19 protein-coding genes are annotated in these 19,129 nt (G+C 52.3%); 13 read left to right on the top strand and 6 right to left on the bottom strand.

Going from position 1 to position 19,129, the window contains the following annotated elements; all coding sequences use genetic code 11:
• The first annotated feature begins 597 nt into the window (after positions 1-597).
• The 12 genes from rpmH (at position 598) to GXP58_00365 (ending at position 10,893) form a co-directional block, all read left to right on the top strand.
• A complete protein-coding gene (rpmH, locus tag GXP58_00420) occupies positions 598-732 on the top strand; it encodes a 50S ribosomal protein L34 (protein ID NOY52070.1) in 135 nt (44 codons plus the stop codon).
• Between the two features lie 16 nt (positions 733-748).
• Complete coding sequence (gene rnpA / locus GXP58_00415; GenBank protein NOY52069.1) at positions 749-1,084, top strand: ribonuclease P protein component; 336 nt, start codon at positions 749-751, stop codon at positions 1,082-1,084.
• A gap of 45 nt (positions 1,085-1,129) precedes the next feature.
• Entirely contained in the window at positions 1,130-1,339 is a 210-nt protein-coding gene (gene yidD / locus GXP58_00410) for a membrane protein insertion efficiency factor YidD (GenBank protein ID NOY52068.1), read from the top strand.
• A 49-nt stretch (positions 1,340-1,388) separates the two neighbouring features.
• Entirely contained in the window at positions 1,389-2,999 is a 1,611-nt protein-coding gene (yidC, locus tag GXP58_00405; GenBank protein NOY52067.1) for a membrane protein insertase YidC, read from the top strand.
• A gap of 44 nt (positions 3,000-3,043) precedes the next feature.
• Complete coding sequence (locus tag GXP58_00400) at positions 3,044-3,787, top strand: KH domain-containing protein (GenBank protein ID NOY52066.1); 744 nt, start codon at positions 3,044-3,046, stop codon at positions 3,785-3,787.
• Positions 3,788-3,916: 129 nt separating this feature from the next.
• Positions 3,917-5,329: a tRNA uridine-5-carboxymethylaminomethyl(34) synthesis GTPase MnmE gene (gene mnmE / locus GXP58_00395; protein NOY52065.1), complete on the top strand. Its 1,413-nt coding sequence runs from the start codon at positions 3,917-3,919 to the stop codon at positions 5,327-5,329.
• Between the two features lie 51 nt (positions 5,330-5,380).
• Positions 5,381-7,258 carry a tRNA uridine-5-carboxymethylaminomethyl(34) synthesis enzyme MnmG gene (gene mnmG / locus GXP58_00390; GenBank protein ID NOY52064.1) on the top strand — a complete coding sequence of 626 codons (1,878 nt, stop codon included), beginning with the start codon at positions 5,381-5,383 and terminating at the stop codon, positions 7,256-7,258.
• 1 nt (position 7,259) lies between these two features.
• Positions 7,260-7,922 (top strand): 16S rRNA (guanine(527)-N(7))-methyltransferase RsmG, encoded by a 663-nt coding sequence (rsmG, locus tag GXP58_00385; protein NOY52063.1) that lies wholly within the window; start codon positions 7,260-7,262, stop codon positions 7,920-7,922.
• 238 nt (positions 7,923-8,160) lie between these two features.
• A complete protein-coding gene (locus GXP58_00380) occupies positions 8,161-8,955 on the top strand; it encodes a ParA family protein (GenBank protein ID NOY52062.1) in 795 nt (264 codons plus the stop codon).
• On the top strand, positions 8,906-9,775 hold the full coding sequence (locus tag GXP58_00375; protein ID NOY52061.1) for a ParB/RepB/Spo0J family partition protein: 870 nt from the start codon (positions 8,906-8,908) through the stop codon (positions 9,773-9,775). The genes GXP58_00380 and GXP58_00375 overlap by 50 nt, the downstream gene beginning before the upstream one ends.
• 29 nt (positions 9,776-9,804) lie before the next feature.
• A complete protein-coding gene (locus GXP58_00370) occupies positions 9,805-10,251 on the top strand; it encodes a polymer-forming cytoskeletal protein (GenBank protein NOY52060.1) in 447 nt (148 codons plus the stop codon).
• Positions 10,252-10,326: 75 nt separating this feature from the next.
• Positions 10,327-10,893, top strand: a complete 567-nt coding sequence (locus GXP58_00365; protein ID NOY52059.1) for an isoprenylcysteine carboxylmethyltransferase family protein — start codon at positions 10,327-10,329, stop codon at positions 10,891-10,893.
• A gap of 38 nt (positions 10,894-10,931) precedes the next feature.
• Here the strand turns inward: GXP58_00365 and rodA are convergent, their stop codons facing one another.
• The 5 genes from rodA to GXP58_00340 are packed head-to-tail and all read right to left on the bottom strand — an operon-like array spanning position 10,932 to position 16,357.
• A complete protein-coding gene (rodA, locus tag GXP58_00360; protein ID NOY52058.1) occupies positions 10,932-12,032 on the bottom strand; it encodes a rod shape-determining protein RodA in 1,101 nt (366 codons plus the stop codon).
• Complete coding sequence (gene mrdA, locus GXP58_00355; protein NOY52057.1) at positions 12,032-13,912, bottom strand: penicillin-binding protein 2; 1,881 nt, start codon at positions 13,910-13,912, stop codon at positions 12,032-12,034. Before mrdA ends, rodA begins: the two co-directional genes overlap by 1 nt.
• A gap of 27 nt (positions 13,913-13,939) precedes the next feature.
• Positions 13,940-14,446: a rod shape-determining protein MreD gene (gene mreD, locus GXP58_00350; protein ID NOY52056.1), complete on the bottom strand. Its 507-nt coding sequence runs from the start codon at positions 14,444-14,446 to the stop codon at positions 13,940-13,942.
• Entirely contained in the window at positions 14,443-15,300 is an 858-nt protein-coding gene (gene mreC, locus GXP58_00345; GenBank protein ID NOY52055.1) for a rod shape-determining protein MreC, read from the bottom strand. The genes mreD and mreC overlap by 4 nt, the downstream gene beginning before the upstream one ends.
• 31 nt (positions 15,301-15,331) lie before the next feature.
• Positions 15,332-16,357, bottom strand: a complete 1,026-nt coding sequence (locus GXP58_00340) for a rod shape-determining protein (GenBank protein ID NOY52054.1) — start codon at positions 16,355-16,357, stop codon at positions 15,332-15,334.
• 224 nt (positions 16,358-16,581) lie between these two features.
• Between GXP58_00340 and GXP58_00335 the strand changes: the two genes are divergently transcribed.
• On the top strand, positions 16,582-18,480 hold the full coding sequence (locus GXP58_00335) for a hypothetical protein (GenBank protein NOY52053.1): 1,899 nt from the start codon (positions 16,582-16,584) through the stop codon (positions 18,478-18,480).
• Positions 18,481-18,523: 43 nt separating this feature from the next.
• On the opposite strand, the gene GXP58_00330 is transcribed toward GXP58_00335, so the two are convergent.
• Positions 18,524-19,003 carry a chemotaxis protein CheW gene (locus GXP58_00330; GenBank protein NOY52052.1) on the bottom strand — a complete coding sequence of 160 codons (480 nt, stop codon included), beginning with the start codon at positions 19,001-19,003 and terminating at the stop codon, positions 18,524-18,526.
• Between the last annotated feature and the right edge of the window lie 126 nt (positions 19,004-19,129).

Here is a 19,129-nt window from a genome sequence, read left to right as displayed (position 1 = left end):
CGTTATCAACAGACTTTTCCACAACTGTGGAAAAAAGTATTTCTTGTTTATATTGAAATAGTTACATGAAATAGAGGGCATCTATTCAACAGATTTTGCAGGTTCCCGCATATCTTCAGAACCATTCTGCCGGGCTGATTAATTTTTCGGTCCAAATCCGACGCCTCTGAATTGAGAGATAGGTTCTCAACATAACAAATGGTTTTTTTGATGGCAAGATGTTTTTTCAATTTTCTTCATTAAAATTATTCATGATTACTTCATTCTTCTGTGAGAAAGATGTTATTGAAGATGTGAAAAAAATGTGGATTTATATTTAAAAAAGAATACCCGTGGACAAGTGAAGAAATCGCTCACAAGATTCCCCCAGACAAAATACTTTAGATATCAACACATTAGATACGTATTACACGAAATTCTTCAACACTACTACTGCTACTATATTATTTTAAAATATTTAATAAAAGCAGGAGTACTCCACAATGACCCCCATAGGCACAATCTCTTGTCCTCCCCCGATTTATAAACCTTTTATTCTTGACATCAAAAAAGACAGGGAATATACTCTCTCATTCCAATGGATTAAAGGAGATAATGATGTCGATTACATTCAAACCGAATAACCGGAAAAAGAAGAAAACACACGGGTTTCTCACTCGAATGAAGACCAGAAGCGGCAGAGCAATTATTCAACGCCGACGTGCAAAAGGCCGGAAACGAATCGGAGTATAGATTCTCCGACAATATCATGAAAGAAAAAGATCAATGGATCCGAAAACATTGGGAATATCGGGAGGTATACAGGGAGGGTGATAAAAAGGTCGGGAAGAACATGATTGTTTATACCTGTGATCGGGGAGGAAAAATCAGCCGATACGGCATCGCCGTATCCAAGAAGATCGGAAATGCGGTTTTTCGAAATCGGGTTAAACGGAGATTGAAGGAAGTGGTACGGTGTCACCTCCGGCAAAATCAGGATATTTTTGATCGGGTCATTGTTGCACGAAAAGCAATTGTCCATTCATCCTACCGGGAGATTCTTTTGGAATGTAAGGCTCTGATTAAAAGGAGCAAGGTGTCGTAAGAATCCGGCCTTGTTTTTTGGTAATTGGTAAATGGAATGGAAGGATTGAAGAAAATTAATATCGGATTTATCCGATTTTATCAGAAATGGATTTCCCCCCTTACGATGAATCATTGTCGTTATTTTCCCACCTGCTCGGAATACACTGCTCAAGCGATCAGGAAATATGGCATGTTGAAGGGGTGGCGTCTCGGAGTTTCCCGGATTCTTCGTTGTCATCCCTTCCATGCCGGTGGTTATGATCCTCTGAGTTGATTTTTTCACTCCTTCTTTGTTCAGAATGATTCCGTTATCAGGAGAAATTATGGAAAAAAGGGCATTATTGGCCTTTGCTCTCTCTCTTATCGTACTCTTCGGATATCAATATCTCTTTCCTACAATGGACAGGATTGAAGATAAAAGTGTACAATCTCAGGCTTTATCAAAACCTGCAGAGAAGTTTACTGTGATTCCGAAAGGGAACAAAAGAGAGGAAGTAGAGAAAAATCCTCTGAAGTCATCGGAGAAAAACTTTTTCTCCGGAACTTCTCAACTTCCGGAAAAAACCGTGCGTGTGGATACCAACCTTGCAACCTATTTTATTTCCACAAAAAATGCAGTGATCAAGGAAATCATTATCAAAGCTTACCATGACAAGAAGGGAAATCCGATTCATCTGATTCATGACAGCATGGGTTTTTATCCGCTTCAAATTTTCCTGGATGGAAAAATTCTGAATGCTGATTTTGCTCCCTCCAGGCGGGAGATTACACTAAATTCCGAAGAGGAAAGTGCCACATTGAAGATGACCTACAAAAATCCGAATGGAGGATGGCTTGAGAAGAGATTTATTTTTCATCGAGATGATTATCGGGTGGGACTTGAAATTACTCAAGATCAATCCCGAAGTATACAACTTCTTGTAGGATCTTATTTTCAAAAACAGGACGAAAAAGCACCGGGGGGACGCTATAATCACGTAGGACCGGTCCTTCAACGGTCCGGAAAAGTGGAGCGGATAAAATTCAAGAATATGAAAGAAAGAAAAAATCTTTCCGGAGAGATTCCCTGGGCGGCCTTTGAAGAAAAATATTTTTTAACGGCCCTTCTTCCCAAAAAGCCTGCGGATATGGCCGTAATGGAATCTTTTAAACAAAAGGGAGGCATTTCTTATGTGATTGGCATTATCGGACGGGGGAAGATCCTTTCTTACAATTTTTATGCCGGTCCGAAGGAGTATAAGATTCTTAAAAAAGACGGACTGGTGAAGGTCATTAATTTTGGTTTCTTTGGTTTTCTGGCGAAACCGATGTTTTTTATCCTCAAAGGGATCTATGGGGTGGTCGGCAATTACGGTGTGGCAATTATTCTTCTGACCAGTTTTATCAAGTTAATCTTTGCTCCCCTGACGCATAAGCAGCAGAAGTCGATGCAGGAGATGCAGCGGCTTCAGCCGGAGATCAGCGCCATACGGGAAAAGTACAAAAAAGATCCTCAGGTAATGAATCGGGAGATCATGGGGCTTTACAAAAAATATAAGGTCAACCCGGCCTCCGGATGTCTTCCTCTCGTGATTCAGATCCCTGTTTTTTTTGCACTGTACAATGTGTTGCTCAATGCCATTGAATTGCGGCAGGCACCCTTTCTTTATATTCATGATCTTTCTGCGGCGGATACTCTTTTTGGACATGTCGGACACTTTGCTGTTGGGCCCCTTCCATTATTGATGGGCGTTACCATGTTTTTACAGCAGAAGATGACGCCCAGCACCATGGATCCGAAGCAGGCCAAATTGTTTCAATATATGCCGGTAATCTTTACCTTTATGTTTTTGAATTTTCCGTCGGGGCTGGTTCTTTATTGGCTGATAAACAACGTACTGACCATTGCACAGCAACTCTATATCAATCAACAGAAAAAACCGGTTCCGGCATAATTTTTTTGATGTGGTTGACTGATCGGTTTCGGAGGTTTGAAAATATGGAAAAATCCGTGGAGATGGAAGCCCGCACCCTTGAGGAAGCCACTACGAATGCTCTGCGTACGCTGGGTGCAAATCGGGAGGAAGTGGAGATCAAGGTACTGGATGACGGAAAGACAGGATTTTTAGGATTCGGTTCGCGTTTGGCCAAAATTCGGGTGACCATGAAAGGGGCCGGGAAAAACGTGATTCAATCTGTCGGAGATCCGTTAGTTGAAGTACGGACCGAGCCTCCGCTGGAAAAACAACCAACCGTTCCATCGGAATCCCCGATGAAAGAGATAAAAGAAAAGGCTGAGGTTGATTTGGAATTGGCACAGGAGATTCTGTCCGGCCTGATCGATCGAATGAAGATGGAAGGGATGATCGAGTCCCGTATTCGAGACGAACGGGTCCATATGAACGTCGTCGGCAAGGATTCCGGTATTCTGATCGGTAAAGGGGGGCAGACCCTGGACGCAATACAATATCTGGTAAACCTCATGTACAGCAAGACAACCAAATCCCGGGCCGGGATTATTGTGGATATTGAGGAATATAAGATCCGAAGGGAGAAAAAACTTCAAGCCATCGCACTGGAGGCCCGGAACAAGGTCATTAAGAGCCAGAAACCCTTCTCAACCGCTCCCTTGTCGTCCCAGGATCGGCGGATCATCCATATCACCCTGCAAAATGATGAGGAAGTAAAGACGGTCAGTCGGGGGGATGGGGTACTGAAGAAGGTGATCGTCTTGCCGAAATAGGCAGACCTGAACAGTCCGTAACTAAACGGTATCACTAATAAAATTCAGAGGAATCGGTCGGATGAAGAGTGCATTCACCGGAAGAGGCGGGGATATTCCTCGCCTCTTTTTTCTCTTGGGTGAAAAATCATGAAAGAAAATCCGTTGAATCAGGATACCATCTGTTCCATCTCCACTCCGCCCGGACCGGGGGGGATCGGAATTATCCGGATCAGTGGATCTCAGGCACTTCCCCTGGCGCAGAAGATCTTTGTGGACAGCTCGGGACGGGCCTTGCGGAAAAGCCGGGGATATACGATCCGTTACGGGAAGGTCATCGATCCGGAGACCCGGACGGTCCTGGACGAGGTCCTCCTGACGGTTATGCGGGCGCCGAAGACCTACACCTGTGAGGATGTCGTAGAGATTAACTGTCATTCCGGAGTTGTGGTCATCCGCAGGATCATGGAGTTGTTGCTCTCGCTTGGTGCAAGGCCGGCGGAGCCTGGAGAATTCACAAAGCGGGCCTTTTTGAACGGACGGATCGACCTGGCCCAGGCCGAATCGGTCATGTCTCTTGTTTCCGCAAAGAATGAGACGGCTCTGCGGGTTGCCCTGCAGCAGTTAAATGGAGAATTATCGCTTTGTCTGCAGAAGGTGAAAGAGTCACTGATTGAACTTTTGGCGGAGACGGAGGTCTCCATCGATTTTGCAGAAGAGGAGAACGACCCGATTGATTCCGTGGCATTTGAAGGAAAGATAAATAGTCTCTTGAAGAATCTCGGGAGCCTCATCGATACCGGACGGGAGGGGAAAGTGATCGAGGAGGGGCTCATGACTGCGATTATAGGGAAGGCCAATGTCGGAAAGTCAAGCCTTCTGAATCGACTTCTCAAGGAAGATAGGGCCATTGTGACCCCTTTTCCGGGCACGACCCGGGATGTGATTGAATCAACTGTGAATATCGAGGGAATTCCCTTCTGTTTTCTCGATACCGCGGGTTTCCGGCAATCTGAAGACCCCGTGGAAAGAGAGGGAATCCGGAGAAGCCGGGAGGCTATTGAACGTGCGGACCTGATCCTCCTTCTTTTTGATCTTTCCCGTCGTCCCGATGAAGAAGACCGGGAGATTGTCCGACTGACCCGTGGAAAGGATGTGGTCCTGATCTTTAATAAAAAAGATCTTGTGCCGGATGAAAACAGGGGAAATCAGTTCTTTGGAGAACTAATAAAAGAGATCTCACCAAAAATTATGATCCATACCTGTTTGTTGCACGCGGATGGAATCAAAGAACTGAAGGTCCGATTAAAAGACCTGATTCTTGAAGGAAAGAAGGCGTTCAGCGAATCGGTCATCGTCACGCAGACCCGACATCTTCATGCACTGAAAGAGGCACGGGAGGCCTTGATGCGTGTAATCCGGCACCTGCACGAGGGGATGTCCGAAGAGTTTTTGAGTCTTGACCTTCGGGAGGCTCTTGATGCTGTCGGCCGGATTACCGGGGAGGTGGTGACGGAGGATATCCTCGACCGGATATTCAGTTCCTTTTGTGTTGGAAAATAGAATGTTCCACGTGGAACATTTCCGTTGAATAAAAATTGTGCAGGAGATGCCGTGACAACGGATGAGCAGTTCGACATTATCGTAATCGGCGCTGGGCATGCCGGCTGTGAGGCCGCTCTCTCGGCCGCCCGGCTCGGTTGTTCCACCCTCCTTTTGACCCTTCACCTTGACCATATCGCCCTGATGTCCTGCAATCCCGCCATCGGAGGATTGGCCAAGGGGCATCTGGTTCGCGAGATCGATGCCCTGGGTGGTGAAATGGGGCGTGTCATCGACGCAACGGGGATCCAGTTCCGAATGCTCAACACCCGTAAAGGGCCGGCCGTTCAGGCCCCAAGGGCGCAGGCCGACAAACAGGGGTATCGGCTGCGAATGAAATCGATCGTGGAGAATCAGCCCGGCCTTGTTGTGCAGCAGGGGACGGTAAAGAGACTGTTGATCCGGAACCGGAAGGTCTTCGGTGTGGAGAATGATCTCGGTTATCATTACGGAGCGAAGGCAGTGATCGTCACGACGGGAACCTTTCTCAAGGGATTGATTCACGTAGGAGTTTCCAGCTTTCCGGGCGGAAGGGCAGGGGAACCCCCTGCCGTAGCGCTTGCGGATGATTTGAGATCCCTGGGATTTACCATCGGTCGTCTGAAAACGGGGACCCCGCCGAGACTTCATGGGCCGAGCATCGATTTTTCAGGTTTGCTCCCGCAGTATGGGGATCCGGATCCGCAGCCGTTCTCTTTTTCCACCCCGTCGATCCGGCGGGAACAAGTTCCCTGCCATATCACCTATACCGACCATCGGACCCATGAAATCATTATGAAAAACCTTGACCGGTCGCCTCTTTACAGCGGCCGGATTCAGGGGGTGGGACCGCGGTACTGCCCCTCCATAGAGGACAAGGTGGTCCGGTTTCCTGAAAAGGACCGGCATCAGGTCTTTCTTGAACCGGAGGGACTCGATACGGAGGAGGTCTACGCCAACGGGATTTCCACCAGCCTACCTTTCGATGTCCAGAAAGAGCTGGTTCAGTCCATCCCCGGGCTTTCCCGTGCAAGGATCATGCGACCGGGCTATGCCGTGGAGTATGATTATGTCTCCCCCCTTCAGCTTTTCCCGACGCTGGAAACGAAGTTGATCGCCGGACTTTACCACGCGGGGCAGATCAACGGGACCTCCGGTTATGAAGAAGCAGCGGCTCAAGGGCTGATGGCCGGGATAAATGCTGCCCAAAAGATCCGTGGACGTCCGCCCCTTGTTCTGAACCGCTCAGAGGCCTATATCGGGGTCCTGATTGACGACCTGGTTACACTGGGAACGGAAGAGCCTTACCGGATGTTTACCTCCCGGGCGGAATATCGACTTTTGTTGCGTCAGGACAATGCCGATCTTCGATTACGGGAGAAAGGGTACCAGGTAGGTCTCATCTCCCGGGGGGATTATGAGGCCTTTTGCGAAAAGAAGGAGAAGATCGAAGGAGAAATGAAGCGATTACGAACGACCTTTTTCTTCCCCTCGGCCGAGGTTAACGAGCGCCTTGCCTCGGTAGCGAGCGCTCCTTTGCACAACAAGACTTCCCTTTTTCGTCTAATCAAGCGTCCCGAACTTGACTACGACAAAACGGCCGGCCTGGATCAATCCAGACCGGACCTGGACCGGGAGGTAAGGAGGATCTGTGAGATTGAGGCGAAATATGATGGTTTCATCCAGCGGCAGACGGAGCAGGTAAAAAGATATCGCAAAATGGAGGAGGTCAGGATTCCAGAGGAGATCGACTACAGTCGGCTTCCCGGGCTTTCGCTGGAGGTGGTGGAAAAGCTGGAACGGATCCGTCCTGCATCGATTGGGCAGGCCGGCCGTATCTCCGGTGTAACACCGGCGGCCCTGTCGATTATCCGGATCTATTTGAAAAAATACGGCGGCGGGAGAAGTTGAATTGGCTGAAAAACAAGGAATACTCCTTGAAGGGGCCGAAGCCCTCGGCTTAACCCTCGGGGCCGTCGAAAAAGAACTTTTTGAGATCTATACCCGGGAGTTAATGGACTGGTCGCGTAGGATCAATCTCACGGGACACCGGAAACGGGAAGATATTGAAATCCATCACTTTCTCGATTCCCTTTCCCTCTTTCAGACCGGCCGGATTACTCCCGGTCTTTCCGTCCTGGATGTAGGAAGCGGCGCCGGGTTGCCGGGTCTTCCCCTCAAGATCGTGGAGCCGGCCCTGCGGCTGGTTCTCCTCGACGCATCGCAGAAACGTTCCGTTTTTCTCCGACACATGATCCGCACCCTCTCCCTGAAAGGGGCCGAAGTGGCCACGATGCGGGCGGATGAATATGGGAAAGGGATCGAGGCCGGCTTCGACCGGATCCTCTGTCGGGCGGTTTCAAGTATCGACAAGGTTTGTCACTGGACGGCTCACTTGCTCCGGAAAGACGGGATCTATCTGTTTCAAAAATCGAGAAGTGTGAATGAGGAGCTGCGAAGGATCGAAAAAGGACTTCTGTGTCTCGGGCTCCGTGTGGGGGAGGTTGCCCCCCTGAAGGTCCCCTTTCTTCACCACACCCGAAACGTTGTGATTGTTGAAAAGATCAAAAAATAATCCAAATGTTCCACGTGGAACATTTTCAGCATCTATCCGGATTTGGAGCAAAGCTTGTTGAAATCGTCGGATTCGAAAGGGTCCCCTTTTTCCTTTTCCTGAAAGGAGTTCTGTGATATCGTAAGGAAAAACATTGCGAGATGTACGCCAAGGAGCAAATATAAATTTCCTATTAAAATCAATGTGTTATAATATTTGACCGAAGTTTTTATGTGCCGGTCGAGATGGAGTTCTCTGCATGATCCTCTCCATTGCCAATCAAAAGGGAGGAGTGGGCAAGACGACGACGGCAGTCAATCTTGCCGCCTCTTTAGGCGTGGCGGAAAAGAAGGTTCTGCTCGTGGACATTGATCCGCAGGGAAACGGCACCAGCGGATTCGGCGTTGACCGGACATCCGTTGCCGGGAGCGTTTACGATCTTTTTCAGGGCGGGGATCCGGGGGAGCTTTCCCTTTCCACGGCAATCGATGGAGTGGCCCTGATCCCCTCTTCCATGGCCCTGGCCGGTGCCGAAGTTGAGCTGGTCAATCTGGAGAACCGGGAATTTCTCCTTAAGGAGGTCCTGAACGGGCTCCGCAGTCAATATGACTTTATCCTCATCGATTGTCCCCCCTCCCTGGGGCTTCTTACACTGAATGCACTGACGGCATCGGATGGGGTCATCGTTCCTCTTCAGTGTGAATACTATGCATTAGAGGGGCTCTCCCATCTTTTGGGGACGATTCAACGGGTCCGGGAGAACCTGAACCCGCACCTCTCCATCGAGGGGATCCTGCTGACCATGTTTGACGTTCGGAACAACCTTTCCCTACAGGTAGCCGAGGAGGTCCGGGGGCATTTTGAAGGGCTGGTTTTTGAAACGGTGATCCCCCGGAATGTACGGCTTGGAGAGTCCCCGAGTCACGGGATGCCGGTTTTGCTTTATGATGTCCGCTCCCGGGGGGCGCAAAGTTATCTCAGTCTTGCAAAGGAAGTGATTCATCATGTCGAGAAAAGTATTGGGCAAAGGGTTGTCGGCCCTTATTCCGGATAAGCCGATCCCGGTCATGCAACAGGGGACGGAAGAGGAGGGAGTGAGGGAGCTCCCCGTGGCGAGTATTCTTCCCAATCCGCATCAACCGCGCAAAGAATTTACAGATGAAGGGATGGCCGACCTGGTTCGATCCGTGCGAAACCGGGGAGTGATTCAGCCGGTTCTGGTGCGGCAGCGGGGGCGGGATTTTGAACTCATTGCCGGAGAACGGAGGTGGCGTGCCGCACAGCAGGCGGGGATCGTCCGGATTCCGGCGCTCATACGAAAGGTTTCGGAACAGGACTCCCTGGAACTTGCCCTGATTGAAAATCTCCAGCGGGAAAACCTCAACCCCATGGAAGCGGCGGAATCCTACGATCAACTGATGCGGGAATTTCACCTGACCCAGGAAGAGGTCGCCCGCAAACTGGGAAAGCAACGTTCCTCCGTTGCCAATGCCCTTCGGTTTCTCTCCCTCCCGGAGGAATTAAAGGGATATCTCCGCCGATCGAAACTGACGGCGGGTCATGCTAAGGCCCTTCTTTCTCTTTCGTCCGCCTCACAGCAACTTGCCCTGGGCCGGGAGATCATCCGCAAGGGACTTTCCGTTCGGGAGACGGAGAAGCGAGTCCGGAAGGATCTCTCCGGCAAGAAGGAAAAGGCGCCGGGAAAAAAGACGGACGTCCATGTCCGGGCCATGGAGGAAGCACTGAGACGGGGATTCGGAACAAAAGTTCGGATCCATGATCACAGCGGTCGGGGAAAAATCGAGATTACCTATACCTCGTCGAAGGAACGGGAACGGTTGATTACCCTGCTGCGGGAAACGACCCATCCCTGAAGGTTAAGGGAAGACTCTAAGGAGAGATGATGAATTTCAAAAAACGGAACGATTATCGCGGCAGTCAGAACAGCGGTCCGTCCCCCTCGGTTTCCGGAGATATCAACACGATCTTGGGCAAAGAAACCTCGTTTAAGGGTGTTTTGACCTACGAAGGGACGGTCAAGATCGACGGGAAGGTCGAGGGTGAGATCATTGCCAAGGATACCCTGATCATCGGTGAGGATGCCGAGATCAATGCCAATATCGATGTGGGACGGCTGATCTCCCGGGGGAAGATCCAGGGGAACATCACCGTCAAGGACCGGGCGGAATTCTATGCGCCGGCCGTGCTCCATGGAAACATACAGACGCCGGTGATCGTGATCGAAGACGGGGTTGTCTTTGAGGGAAAGTGCGAGATGGGCCAGGCCGCCCGAAAACCGGAACTCAAGATTACCCCCCTGCTTCAGGAGTCCGTGAAGATCGGGAAATAGCCCTTTTTCAAATCCACCGGCAATGGTGGATTGGTCAATCAATTTTTGGATGAATTTCGATTTCAGGAGCCTTTTGTGGAAGAGACATTACATTATATTATGAAGAAGATTCGAAAACCTCATGCGATCCGGCAGATCGTGGGAATTTTTTTCCTTATTGTTTTAACCGTGATCGGGCGGCCGGCCTCAACGGGAAGTGTTCTGGCCGGACTTCTGTTTTCCGTTGCCGGAATCGCCATCCGCTTCTGGGCCGGGGGATATGTGAAAAAAGACCGGGAGCTGGCAACAACGGGGCCTTACTCCTTCGTGCGAAACCCCCTTTATGTGGGGAATGTCCTGATTGCCGTCGGGTTCTGTCTCCTCTCCGGATATTTCCTCTACGCCTTTGCCTTTTTCATTTTTCTCTACCTCTGGCTCTATATCCCCTCTATTCACAAGGAAGAGCGGACCCTGCATAAACTCTTCGGCGATGAATTCCTCCGGTATCAGGAGAATGTCCGGTCCATGTGGCCCAGGTTTACCCCCTACCAGAGCGGATCGGGGGAATGGTCCGGGCGCCAGTGGGTGAAAAACGGGGAACATATTGTCAACGGCGGCCTTATTGTTGCATTGCTCGTCCTGATTGCACGCAATCTTCACTAACTCCTCTCCGCTTCCTGCCGCAAAGGGAGCATTTCTTTTTACCCTTCGTGAAATCGACGCATCCGGATATTCAGAATCAAACCGACCCCGATGAAGAGTGTGATCAGGGAGGACCCTCCGTAACTGATGAAGGGAAGAGGGACGCCGACGACGGGAAAGAGACCCGACGTCATCCCGATATTGATCAGGATATAGTAGGCGATCATTGTTGTAATCCCCGTTGCCACGAGCGTCCCGAAGAGGTCCTGCGTTTTCAGTGCGATGTTGATCCCCTTGAAGATGAGGTAGGCAAAAAGCAGGATCAGGATCAGGGTTCCGATAAATCCGGTTTCTTCTGCGATAACGGAGAAGATGAAATCGGTGTGCTGCTCCGGCAGAAATCGAAGCTGACTCTGGGTGCCGTGCATGATCCCTTTCCCCAGAAACCCTCCCGACCCGATTGCGATCTTGGATTGAATGATATGGTATCCTGCTCCGCTCGGGTCAAGGTCCGGGTTGAAAAAGACCCGGATTCGCTGCTTCTGATAATCCTTGAGAAAGCGCCAGAGAAAAGGGACGGCGCCCAGAACCGTCACCCCGGCATAGGTGAAGAAACGGACCGGCATTCCGGCGAGAAAAAGCAGGGTGACGGCAATGAAGAGAAGCATAAGAGAGGTCCCCAGATCCGGTTGGCGCAGGATGAGAATGAGGGGAAGACCGATCAGCAGCGCGAGATTAAAATAATGTCCGGCGGTGAAGCCCCCCCGTTCCTGGATGTCCGAAAGATATCGGGAGAGGACCAGGATCAATGCGATCTTGGCCAACTCCGAGGGCTGCAGTGTCAGAGGGCCCACAACGATCCAGCGTTGTGCTCCCATGCCGATCGCACCTTTGAAGGAAACGACCAAGAGAAGCCCGACAGACACGGCATAGATCAGGTAGGCATAGCGATGAAGAGAACGGTAGTCGATGGAGATGGTTGCCAGCAGCAGGATGAGCCCGATCCCGATCCAGTAGAGCTGCCGGAGGTAGAGGTCGGAGGGAGGACTGCCTGCAAAATGAGAGGCGCTGTAGATAGCTCCCTCTCCGATCAGGGAGATCAGCAGGACCAGAAAAAGAAATCCGAAATCAAAATGGGTAATCAGTCTTCGGTCGAGCATCACGGTTTCTTCTCCTTGGCTGGGGGGGTGGAACGGCCGGCGATCTCTATTATCCGACCGCTTTTCTTAAAATAGGCACGGAGGACCTTCCTGGCAATGGGGGCGGCCGCCGAGCCGCCATGCCCCCCATGTTCCACGATGATCGCCAGGGCGATCTCCGGTTTCTCCACCGGGGCGAAGGCGACGAAGAGGGCGTGGTCGCGATACCGGTCGGGGAGATCCTCCTTTCGTTCTTCTTCCTGACGCATCCTCACTACCTGAGCCGTGCCGGTCTTGCCGGCAATTCGTATCCCCTCAATTCTTGCCCGTCGACCGGTGCCGTGTTTGCCCGAAACCACTCCTTCAAGGGCGTGGGTGATCAGGTGGAGCGTCCGGGAGGAGATGGGGACATCATGTAAAACCTCAGGACTCCTCACCTCGAGGAGGTTTCCCTCGTAGTCCTCGATCCGGCGGACCAGTTGGGGACGATAGAGGGTCCCGCCGTTGGCAATCGTGGCCGTCAGGTTGGCCAGCTGAATCGGGGTGACCAGGATATAGCCCTGGCCGATGGAGGCGCTCAAGGTCTCTCCCGGGAACCAGGGCTCCTTACGGACCCGCTGTTTCCAGGACCGGTCCGGGATGAGCCCGGCCCGTTCTCCTTCCAGGAGGATCCCCGTGGGGCTCCCCAAACCGAGGCTGCGGGCATACTCGGCGATCTTGTCGATTCCGAGTCGCTCGCCGACCTCGTAGAAATAGACGTCACAGGACTCGATCAGTGCCCGCGTGAGGCCGATCTTCCCATGCCCCCCCCGTTTCCAGCATCGATAATGCCGTCCGCCGAAACCGATATAGCCGCGGCAGGTGATGGTTTCATCGGGGGAGATGACTTTTTCCTCCAGGGCTGCAACGGCCACGACGATCTTGAAGACCGAACCGGGGGGGTACTGGCCCGAAATGGCTTTGTTGGTCAGGGGATGTAGGGGGTCGTGGAGGAGCTCGTTCCATTTTTTCCGGGGAATGCCGCCGGAGAAGAGGTCCGGACGAAAGGTGGGACGGCTGGCCATGGCGAGGATCTCTCCGTTGTTAACGTTGAGGACGACACCGGCGCCTGCCTGGTTGCCGAAGGCCTTCTCCAGGGTTCGCTGGAGGTCGAGGTCTATGGTTAAAAAGATCCGGTTCCCGGGAACGGGGGGGTGTCCTGCGGTTTCATCGATGATTCGTCCCCGGGAATTGACCTCCACCCGCCGGAAGCCGTCGGTCCCCTTCAGCTCCTGTTGCAGAATCTTTTCGAGACCGGCTTTGCCGATCTCGTCCCCCACACGATCGTTACGGAAGGCGGGCTGAGAAAGCTCCGTTCGGCTGATTTCGCCTAAATAGCCGAAGCCGTGAGCGAAGAGATCGCCATAGCGGAAGTTGCGCAACGGCTCCGGGGAAATATCGATTCCCGGCAGGTTCATTGGGGTGGCCTCCAACAGGGCAACGGTTTTCCAGTTCACATTCGTGAGGAGACGGATCGGCTGAAAGGCAGGCGTCCCCTTCTCGCGTGCCCGGCGGAGAGTTTCCTTCGCCTTCTCCGGGGAAAGGCCCGTCAGGCGGGAGAGGCGCTGAAGGGTTTGATCGAGATCCTGCACATCCTCCCGGGTGATCGTGATGTTAAAGCCCGGCCGGGTGTCGACGAGGATCCGTCCTTCCCGGTCCAAAAACTCGCCTCGTGGGGCGAAAACTCGCTGAATACGGGTTCGCTGCCTGATGGAACGTTCTTTGTAGATGTGTCCCTGCAGGATCTGCAGATACCAGACCCGGGCGACGAGGATGACGAAGAAGCCGGCCAGAAAGGCGGCAACGATGCGGGTCCGCCTATGCAGGAGCTGCAAGGAGGGAAGTGACGGGTGGATACTCAAGGAAGACTCTCCGTATGTTGACCGTCGTTACTCCGAATGGCCCTCTTCCGCGAAAATCTGCCGGTTTCCGGCCCGTCGCCGGCTCAGAAAGACATAAAGGGAGCCGATCACCGCGTTCCAGAAAGCGGCCGGAAGGATCAGAGGGATCAGTGCCTCCTGTAGGGTCGGACCTTCCCTGAATAGGTGCAGCAGGAAAAGATTGCAAAAACCGTTTAACAGGGAGATGATTGCAAGGAGCAGAAAATGAACCCCGAGATTCTTGCTGAAAATACTGAACCCGAAGACCGCTGCCAGATAACCGATCAGGGTTTTGAGAAACATCTGGGTCCCTAACAGTTCGCCTGAAAGAACGTCCGTTAAAAGACCGAGATAGGCGCCGATGAACATCCCCCGGCTTTTCCCGTGGAAATAGCCGGCGTAGAAAGTAATGACCAGAATCAAGTCCAGGGGACAGGAGAAAGGGAGAAGACTCAAGAGATGGATTTGGACCGGTATCGCAAGGGTGATCAGGAGCAGGTAAGGGATTGGTTTCATTCCTGTCTACTTTTCATCAGTTTGTCATATTCGGAGAGGCGGCGGTTTTTTACAACAAAGACTTCTTCTACTTTAGCAAAATCGACGGCGGGGGTGATGATGACTTCCTGAAAGAGGCCGTATTTCTTTTTGTGTACTGAGTTGACCGTGCCGATGATGAGTCCTTTGGGATAGATTCCTCCCAGGCCTGAGGAGAGGACACGGTCCCCCACAACGATATCCGCGAGTCGGTTGAGATATTTTATTCTGCAACGATCGGGGATCTTTCCGGAGACGATCCCTTCCGCACGGGTCCGTTCGACGATGGCGGGGATGTCACTGTTGCTGTCTAAAATGAGCTGCACCAGAGAGAAATGATTCGAAGTCGTAAGGATCCGCCCTACGACCCCTTCCGGGCGGACCACCGCCATGCCTGTTTGTACGCCGGAGCGGCTTCCCTGGTTGATCACCAGCGTTCGGGACCAGCTATTGAAATCCTTGCCCACGACGCCGGCGGGAAGGAGGGCGAAGGGGCGGGTTTCCTGGAAATGGAGGAGCTTCCGCAGACGTTGATTCTCCACAGCCTTTTCGTGGAGGATGTGCAACCTGTTTTCCAGAAGGGCCACCCGTTTCCGGAGCGCTTGATTCTCTCTCTTTACGTCCACAAGGTGAAAATATCCCTGATAGATTCCGAGGGCCCCCGAAGAGATCGTAGAGAGCCCCGTTTCAACCCAGGAGACGGCCTCGAAAAGAATGGAGAGATAATCGTTCCCCCCGGCTTTCCGGTCGGCCTGGCTGGTCATTAGGACGAGAGAGAGAAGAAGCAATGCCAGGAGCGTCAAAGATTGTCTGAAATGAGAAAATAAGGTGGACATACCCTCGGGTCCATACGACGCTGTGGCCGTATCAGCGGATAGAGATCTGTTTCAACAATTCGATTTCATTCAAAGCCTGGCCGGTACCCAGCACAATCGTAGAGAGGGGATCGTCTGCAATCGTGATGGGAAGACTGGTCTCTTCCCGCAGCAGGATATCGAGCCCCCGCAAAAGCGCTCCACCTCCGGCCAGGACGATTCCCTTGTCGACGATATCGGCCGAGAGTTCCGGGGGTGTGTTTTCCAGAGCGGCCTTGACCCCTTCCACAATCTGCGAGACCGGCTCAATCAGGGCATCCCGGATCTCCTCTTCGTTGATGACAATGGTCTTCGGGATCCCCGAGACCAGGTCCCGTCCCTTGACCTCCAAATTCTTGTTCTCTTCGATGGGGAAGGCCGAGCCGATCTCGATCTTGATTTCTTCCGCGGTTCGTTCTCCCACGAGGAGGTTGTATTTCTTTTTGATCGCCTGAATGATCGCTTCGTCCATCTTGTTGCCGCCGGTCCGTACCGATTTGCTGTAAACGATCCCCGCCAAAGAAATGATGGCGATGTCCGTGGTCCCGCCGCCGATGTCGATGACCATGTTGCCGTTCGCCTCCGTGATGGGAAGGCCCGCCCCGATGGCCGCTGCCATCGGCTCTTCAATCAGGTAGACTTCCCGGGCACCGGCCGACTGGGCCGAATCCCGTACCGCACGCCGTTCCACCTGGGTGACTCCCGAGGGGACGCTGATGATGATCCGGGGGCGGATCAGGGACTTGCGGTTATGCACCTTCTGGATAAAATAGCGGAGCATCGCCTCGGTGTATTTGAAGTCGGCGATGACGCCGTCCTTCATGGGGCGGATGGCGACGATATTGCCAGGTGTCCGTCCCACCATGATTTTTGCTTCCTTGCCGACCTTTAAAACCTTGCCGGTATCGGTCTGGATGGCGACCACGGAGGGTTCGTTCAGCACGATCCCCTTGCCTTTAACGTAGACCAGGGTATTGGCGGTCCCCAGGTCGATCGCGAGGTCGCTTGAGACCCAGCTTAAGATCGTGTCCAGGATCATGGAATCGACTCCTTATGCTCGCGAAAAAAGTGTTGGCTGTGAGTGGGTCCGGCAAAGGGATGAATCAGTCTAACTATTTTAAATATAATGAAAAAATGAGATTATTTCAAGAGAAAACTCCGATGGTACGGTCAGATTTCGTTTGTAAATTGATTTCCCCTGTATTAAAATCAACGAACTCGTGAAAAGAAGTTTGATAATTATCATACAAGGAGAAGAAAAAGATGCTCTATCTGATGCGTAATAAAATTAAGTCGGTAGTGATGTGGTTCATTATCGGTGCCTTTCTGGCGACGATCTTTTACGCCTGGGGGGTTGGCAGTGCCCGTCGGGGGAGCGGCAAGCGGGGAGAAAAAAACTGGGTGGCCCACGTTGCCGGTGAGAAGATCTCCGCCGTGGAATATGAGCGTGCACTGCAGCGTATGCAGGATCGGTTTCAGGATCTCCCTGCCGAACTGGTGAAAAAGCTCAACCTCAAGGAGAGGACCCTGGAGGGCCTGATCCGTCAGCGGCTTCTCCAACAGGAGGCGCAGCGGATGGGGATTGAGATCCCCAATGAAGAGCTGGCGAGATCGATCGAGACACTCCCCTATTTTCAGGAAAACGGAACCTTCAGCAAGCGGGCCTACCGGACCGCCCTCTCCCAGTATTTCAAGATGACCCCCACTATTTTTGAAAACCGTCAACGGGCTGCGTTGCAGGTGCAGAAACTTGAGGATCTTATCGGGGATACCGTAAAGGTTTCGGAAAAGGAGATTCATCAGGCCTATGTAAGACAAAATGAAAAGGTGGTGATTGAATATGCCCTCCTTCGTGCCGATGACCATCGGCCGAAGGGGCGGATCAGGAAAGCCGCGGCGCAGGCCTATTACGAGAAGCATCAGGAGGATTTCCGGACGAAGGAGGAGATCAATGTTCTCTATGCTTACCTGACACCGCAGGATTTTTTCCGGGAAGTCACTCTCCCGGAAGGGGCGGCAAAGCGGTATTACAAGGAAAACAAGGAAGATTATGTCCAGCCGGAGAAAATCCGTGTCCGTCATATTCTGATTCGGGTTCCCCGGAATGCCGACGGGGAAGCCTTGCAGAAGGCGCGTGAAAAAATCGAGGGAATATTGAAACAGGTAAAGGCCGGACAGGATTTTACCGAGCTGGCCCGGAAGTATTCGCAGGATTCGAGTGCTTCCCGAGGTGGAGATCTTGGATATTTTGCAAAGGGACAGATGGTCAAGGCCTTTGAAAAGGCCGCCTTTGCTCTGCAGCCGGGAGAGACCAGCGGGATTGTTCAGTCGAAGTTCGGGTTCCATATCATCAAAATGGAAGATCACAAGGCGGCGATTGCAAAATCCTTCGAAGAGGTTCGTCCCCGGATCGAAGCGAAATTAAAATTCATAGAAGCCCTTCATCACGCCAGGAAGAAGGCCATGCATCTCTACGCCGAGATCCGGAAGGGGAAAGATTTCCGGGGTGCCATCGAAGAGGCGGGATACTCCCTTCGGGAAACGGGGTATTTTTCACGTGCAGACAACCGGATTGCGGGGATTCCCACGGATCTGGCCCGAGCGTTTAATGAGGAGGCCTTTGCCGCCGGGGACAACGGCGTCGGAAGAGTACGGGGTGATCAGGGTTTTCTCCTGCTGCAGGTACTCAAGCGTCGTCCGCCCCGCATTCCGGCCTTAAAAGAGGTCCGGGCGAAGGTGAATGCGGCGGTCGCCGTGGAAATGGGACGAGAGAATGTCCGGAAAGCGGCGGTGGAAATGGTGAAGGCTCTCAAGGGGAAACACCCCTTTGTCGAAGCGGCGAAGCAGGCGAAGGCCGTGGAAACGAAGACGACGGCTCCGTTTACCCGTACGGAGTCACCCGTCTCCCCCGATTTTACGAAGGCAGCGTTTGCCCTGACGGCGGATCACCCTGCCGACCGGATAGAGACGAAGCAAGGGGAGTATGTCCTCTTTCTTCGGAAAAAGATCCCCGCCGACGAATCCGCCTATGCCGGGGCTAAAGAAGAGATTAAAAAATCTTTGCGGGAAGAGAAGAAGAAAAACCTGTTGGCGGCCTGGGTCAACCAGATCCGCAAGGGGACAACCGTGAAGGTGAATCAGGATCTCCTTGACCGGATCTGAGCGGGTCCTGTTCGCAAATATTGTGACGACCAAGCGGGTCTTGTCAAGGCATGTTTTGCTCCGAGAGGCGGAGCAATGGCTCCAGGTTGAGGAGGAAAAGGAGTTTTTTCTTGACCTTTGCCACGCCCGAAATATACTGGGCATCCACGGCGGAGTCAACGGTCGGAGCCGGGTCGATGGTTTCTTTCGGTATCCGCAGGACATCCGCCACGGAATCGACGATCATCCCCATCGGCTTTCCTTCGGTTTTGATTACAATGATCCGCTCCTCCGCGTTCTTCTCCGGGAGGAGGATCCCGAAACGTTTCCGAAGATCCAGCACCGGGATCACGGTTCCCCGCAGATTGATAACCCCCTCGATATACTCCGGTGCTTTGGGCATCCGTGAGATCTCAATCCTTCGAATAATCTCCTGGATTCGGAGAATATCGACCAGAAAGTTCTCGTTCCCCAAATGAAAACTGACCATCTGAAGAAGAGGATCCGCTTCCTTGACTTTCTCTCTGCTTTTCCGGGTCTTCATGAAGTCCCCTTGAAATTGATGACCGTTATCCTGTAAGCTTGATTCTTTTATGATATATGAGGAACCCTGTATTTTCAACAGATTTTCGCGTTTCGGGCCTGACTCTCCGCAGCTTGCTGCGAGGCT

The sequence above is a fragment of the Deltaproteobacteria bacterium genome (genome assembly GCA_013151235.1).
GTDB lineage: Bacteria > CG2-30-53-67 > CG2-30-53-67 > CG2-30-53-67 > CG2-30-53-67 > JAADIO01.
The sequence above is the reverse complement of the archived record's forward strand: the minus strand, read 5'-3'. Positions and strand labels throughout refer to the sequence as shown.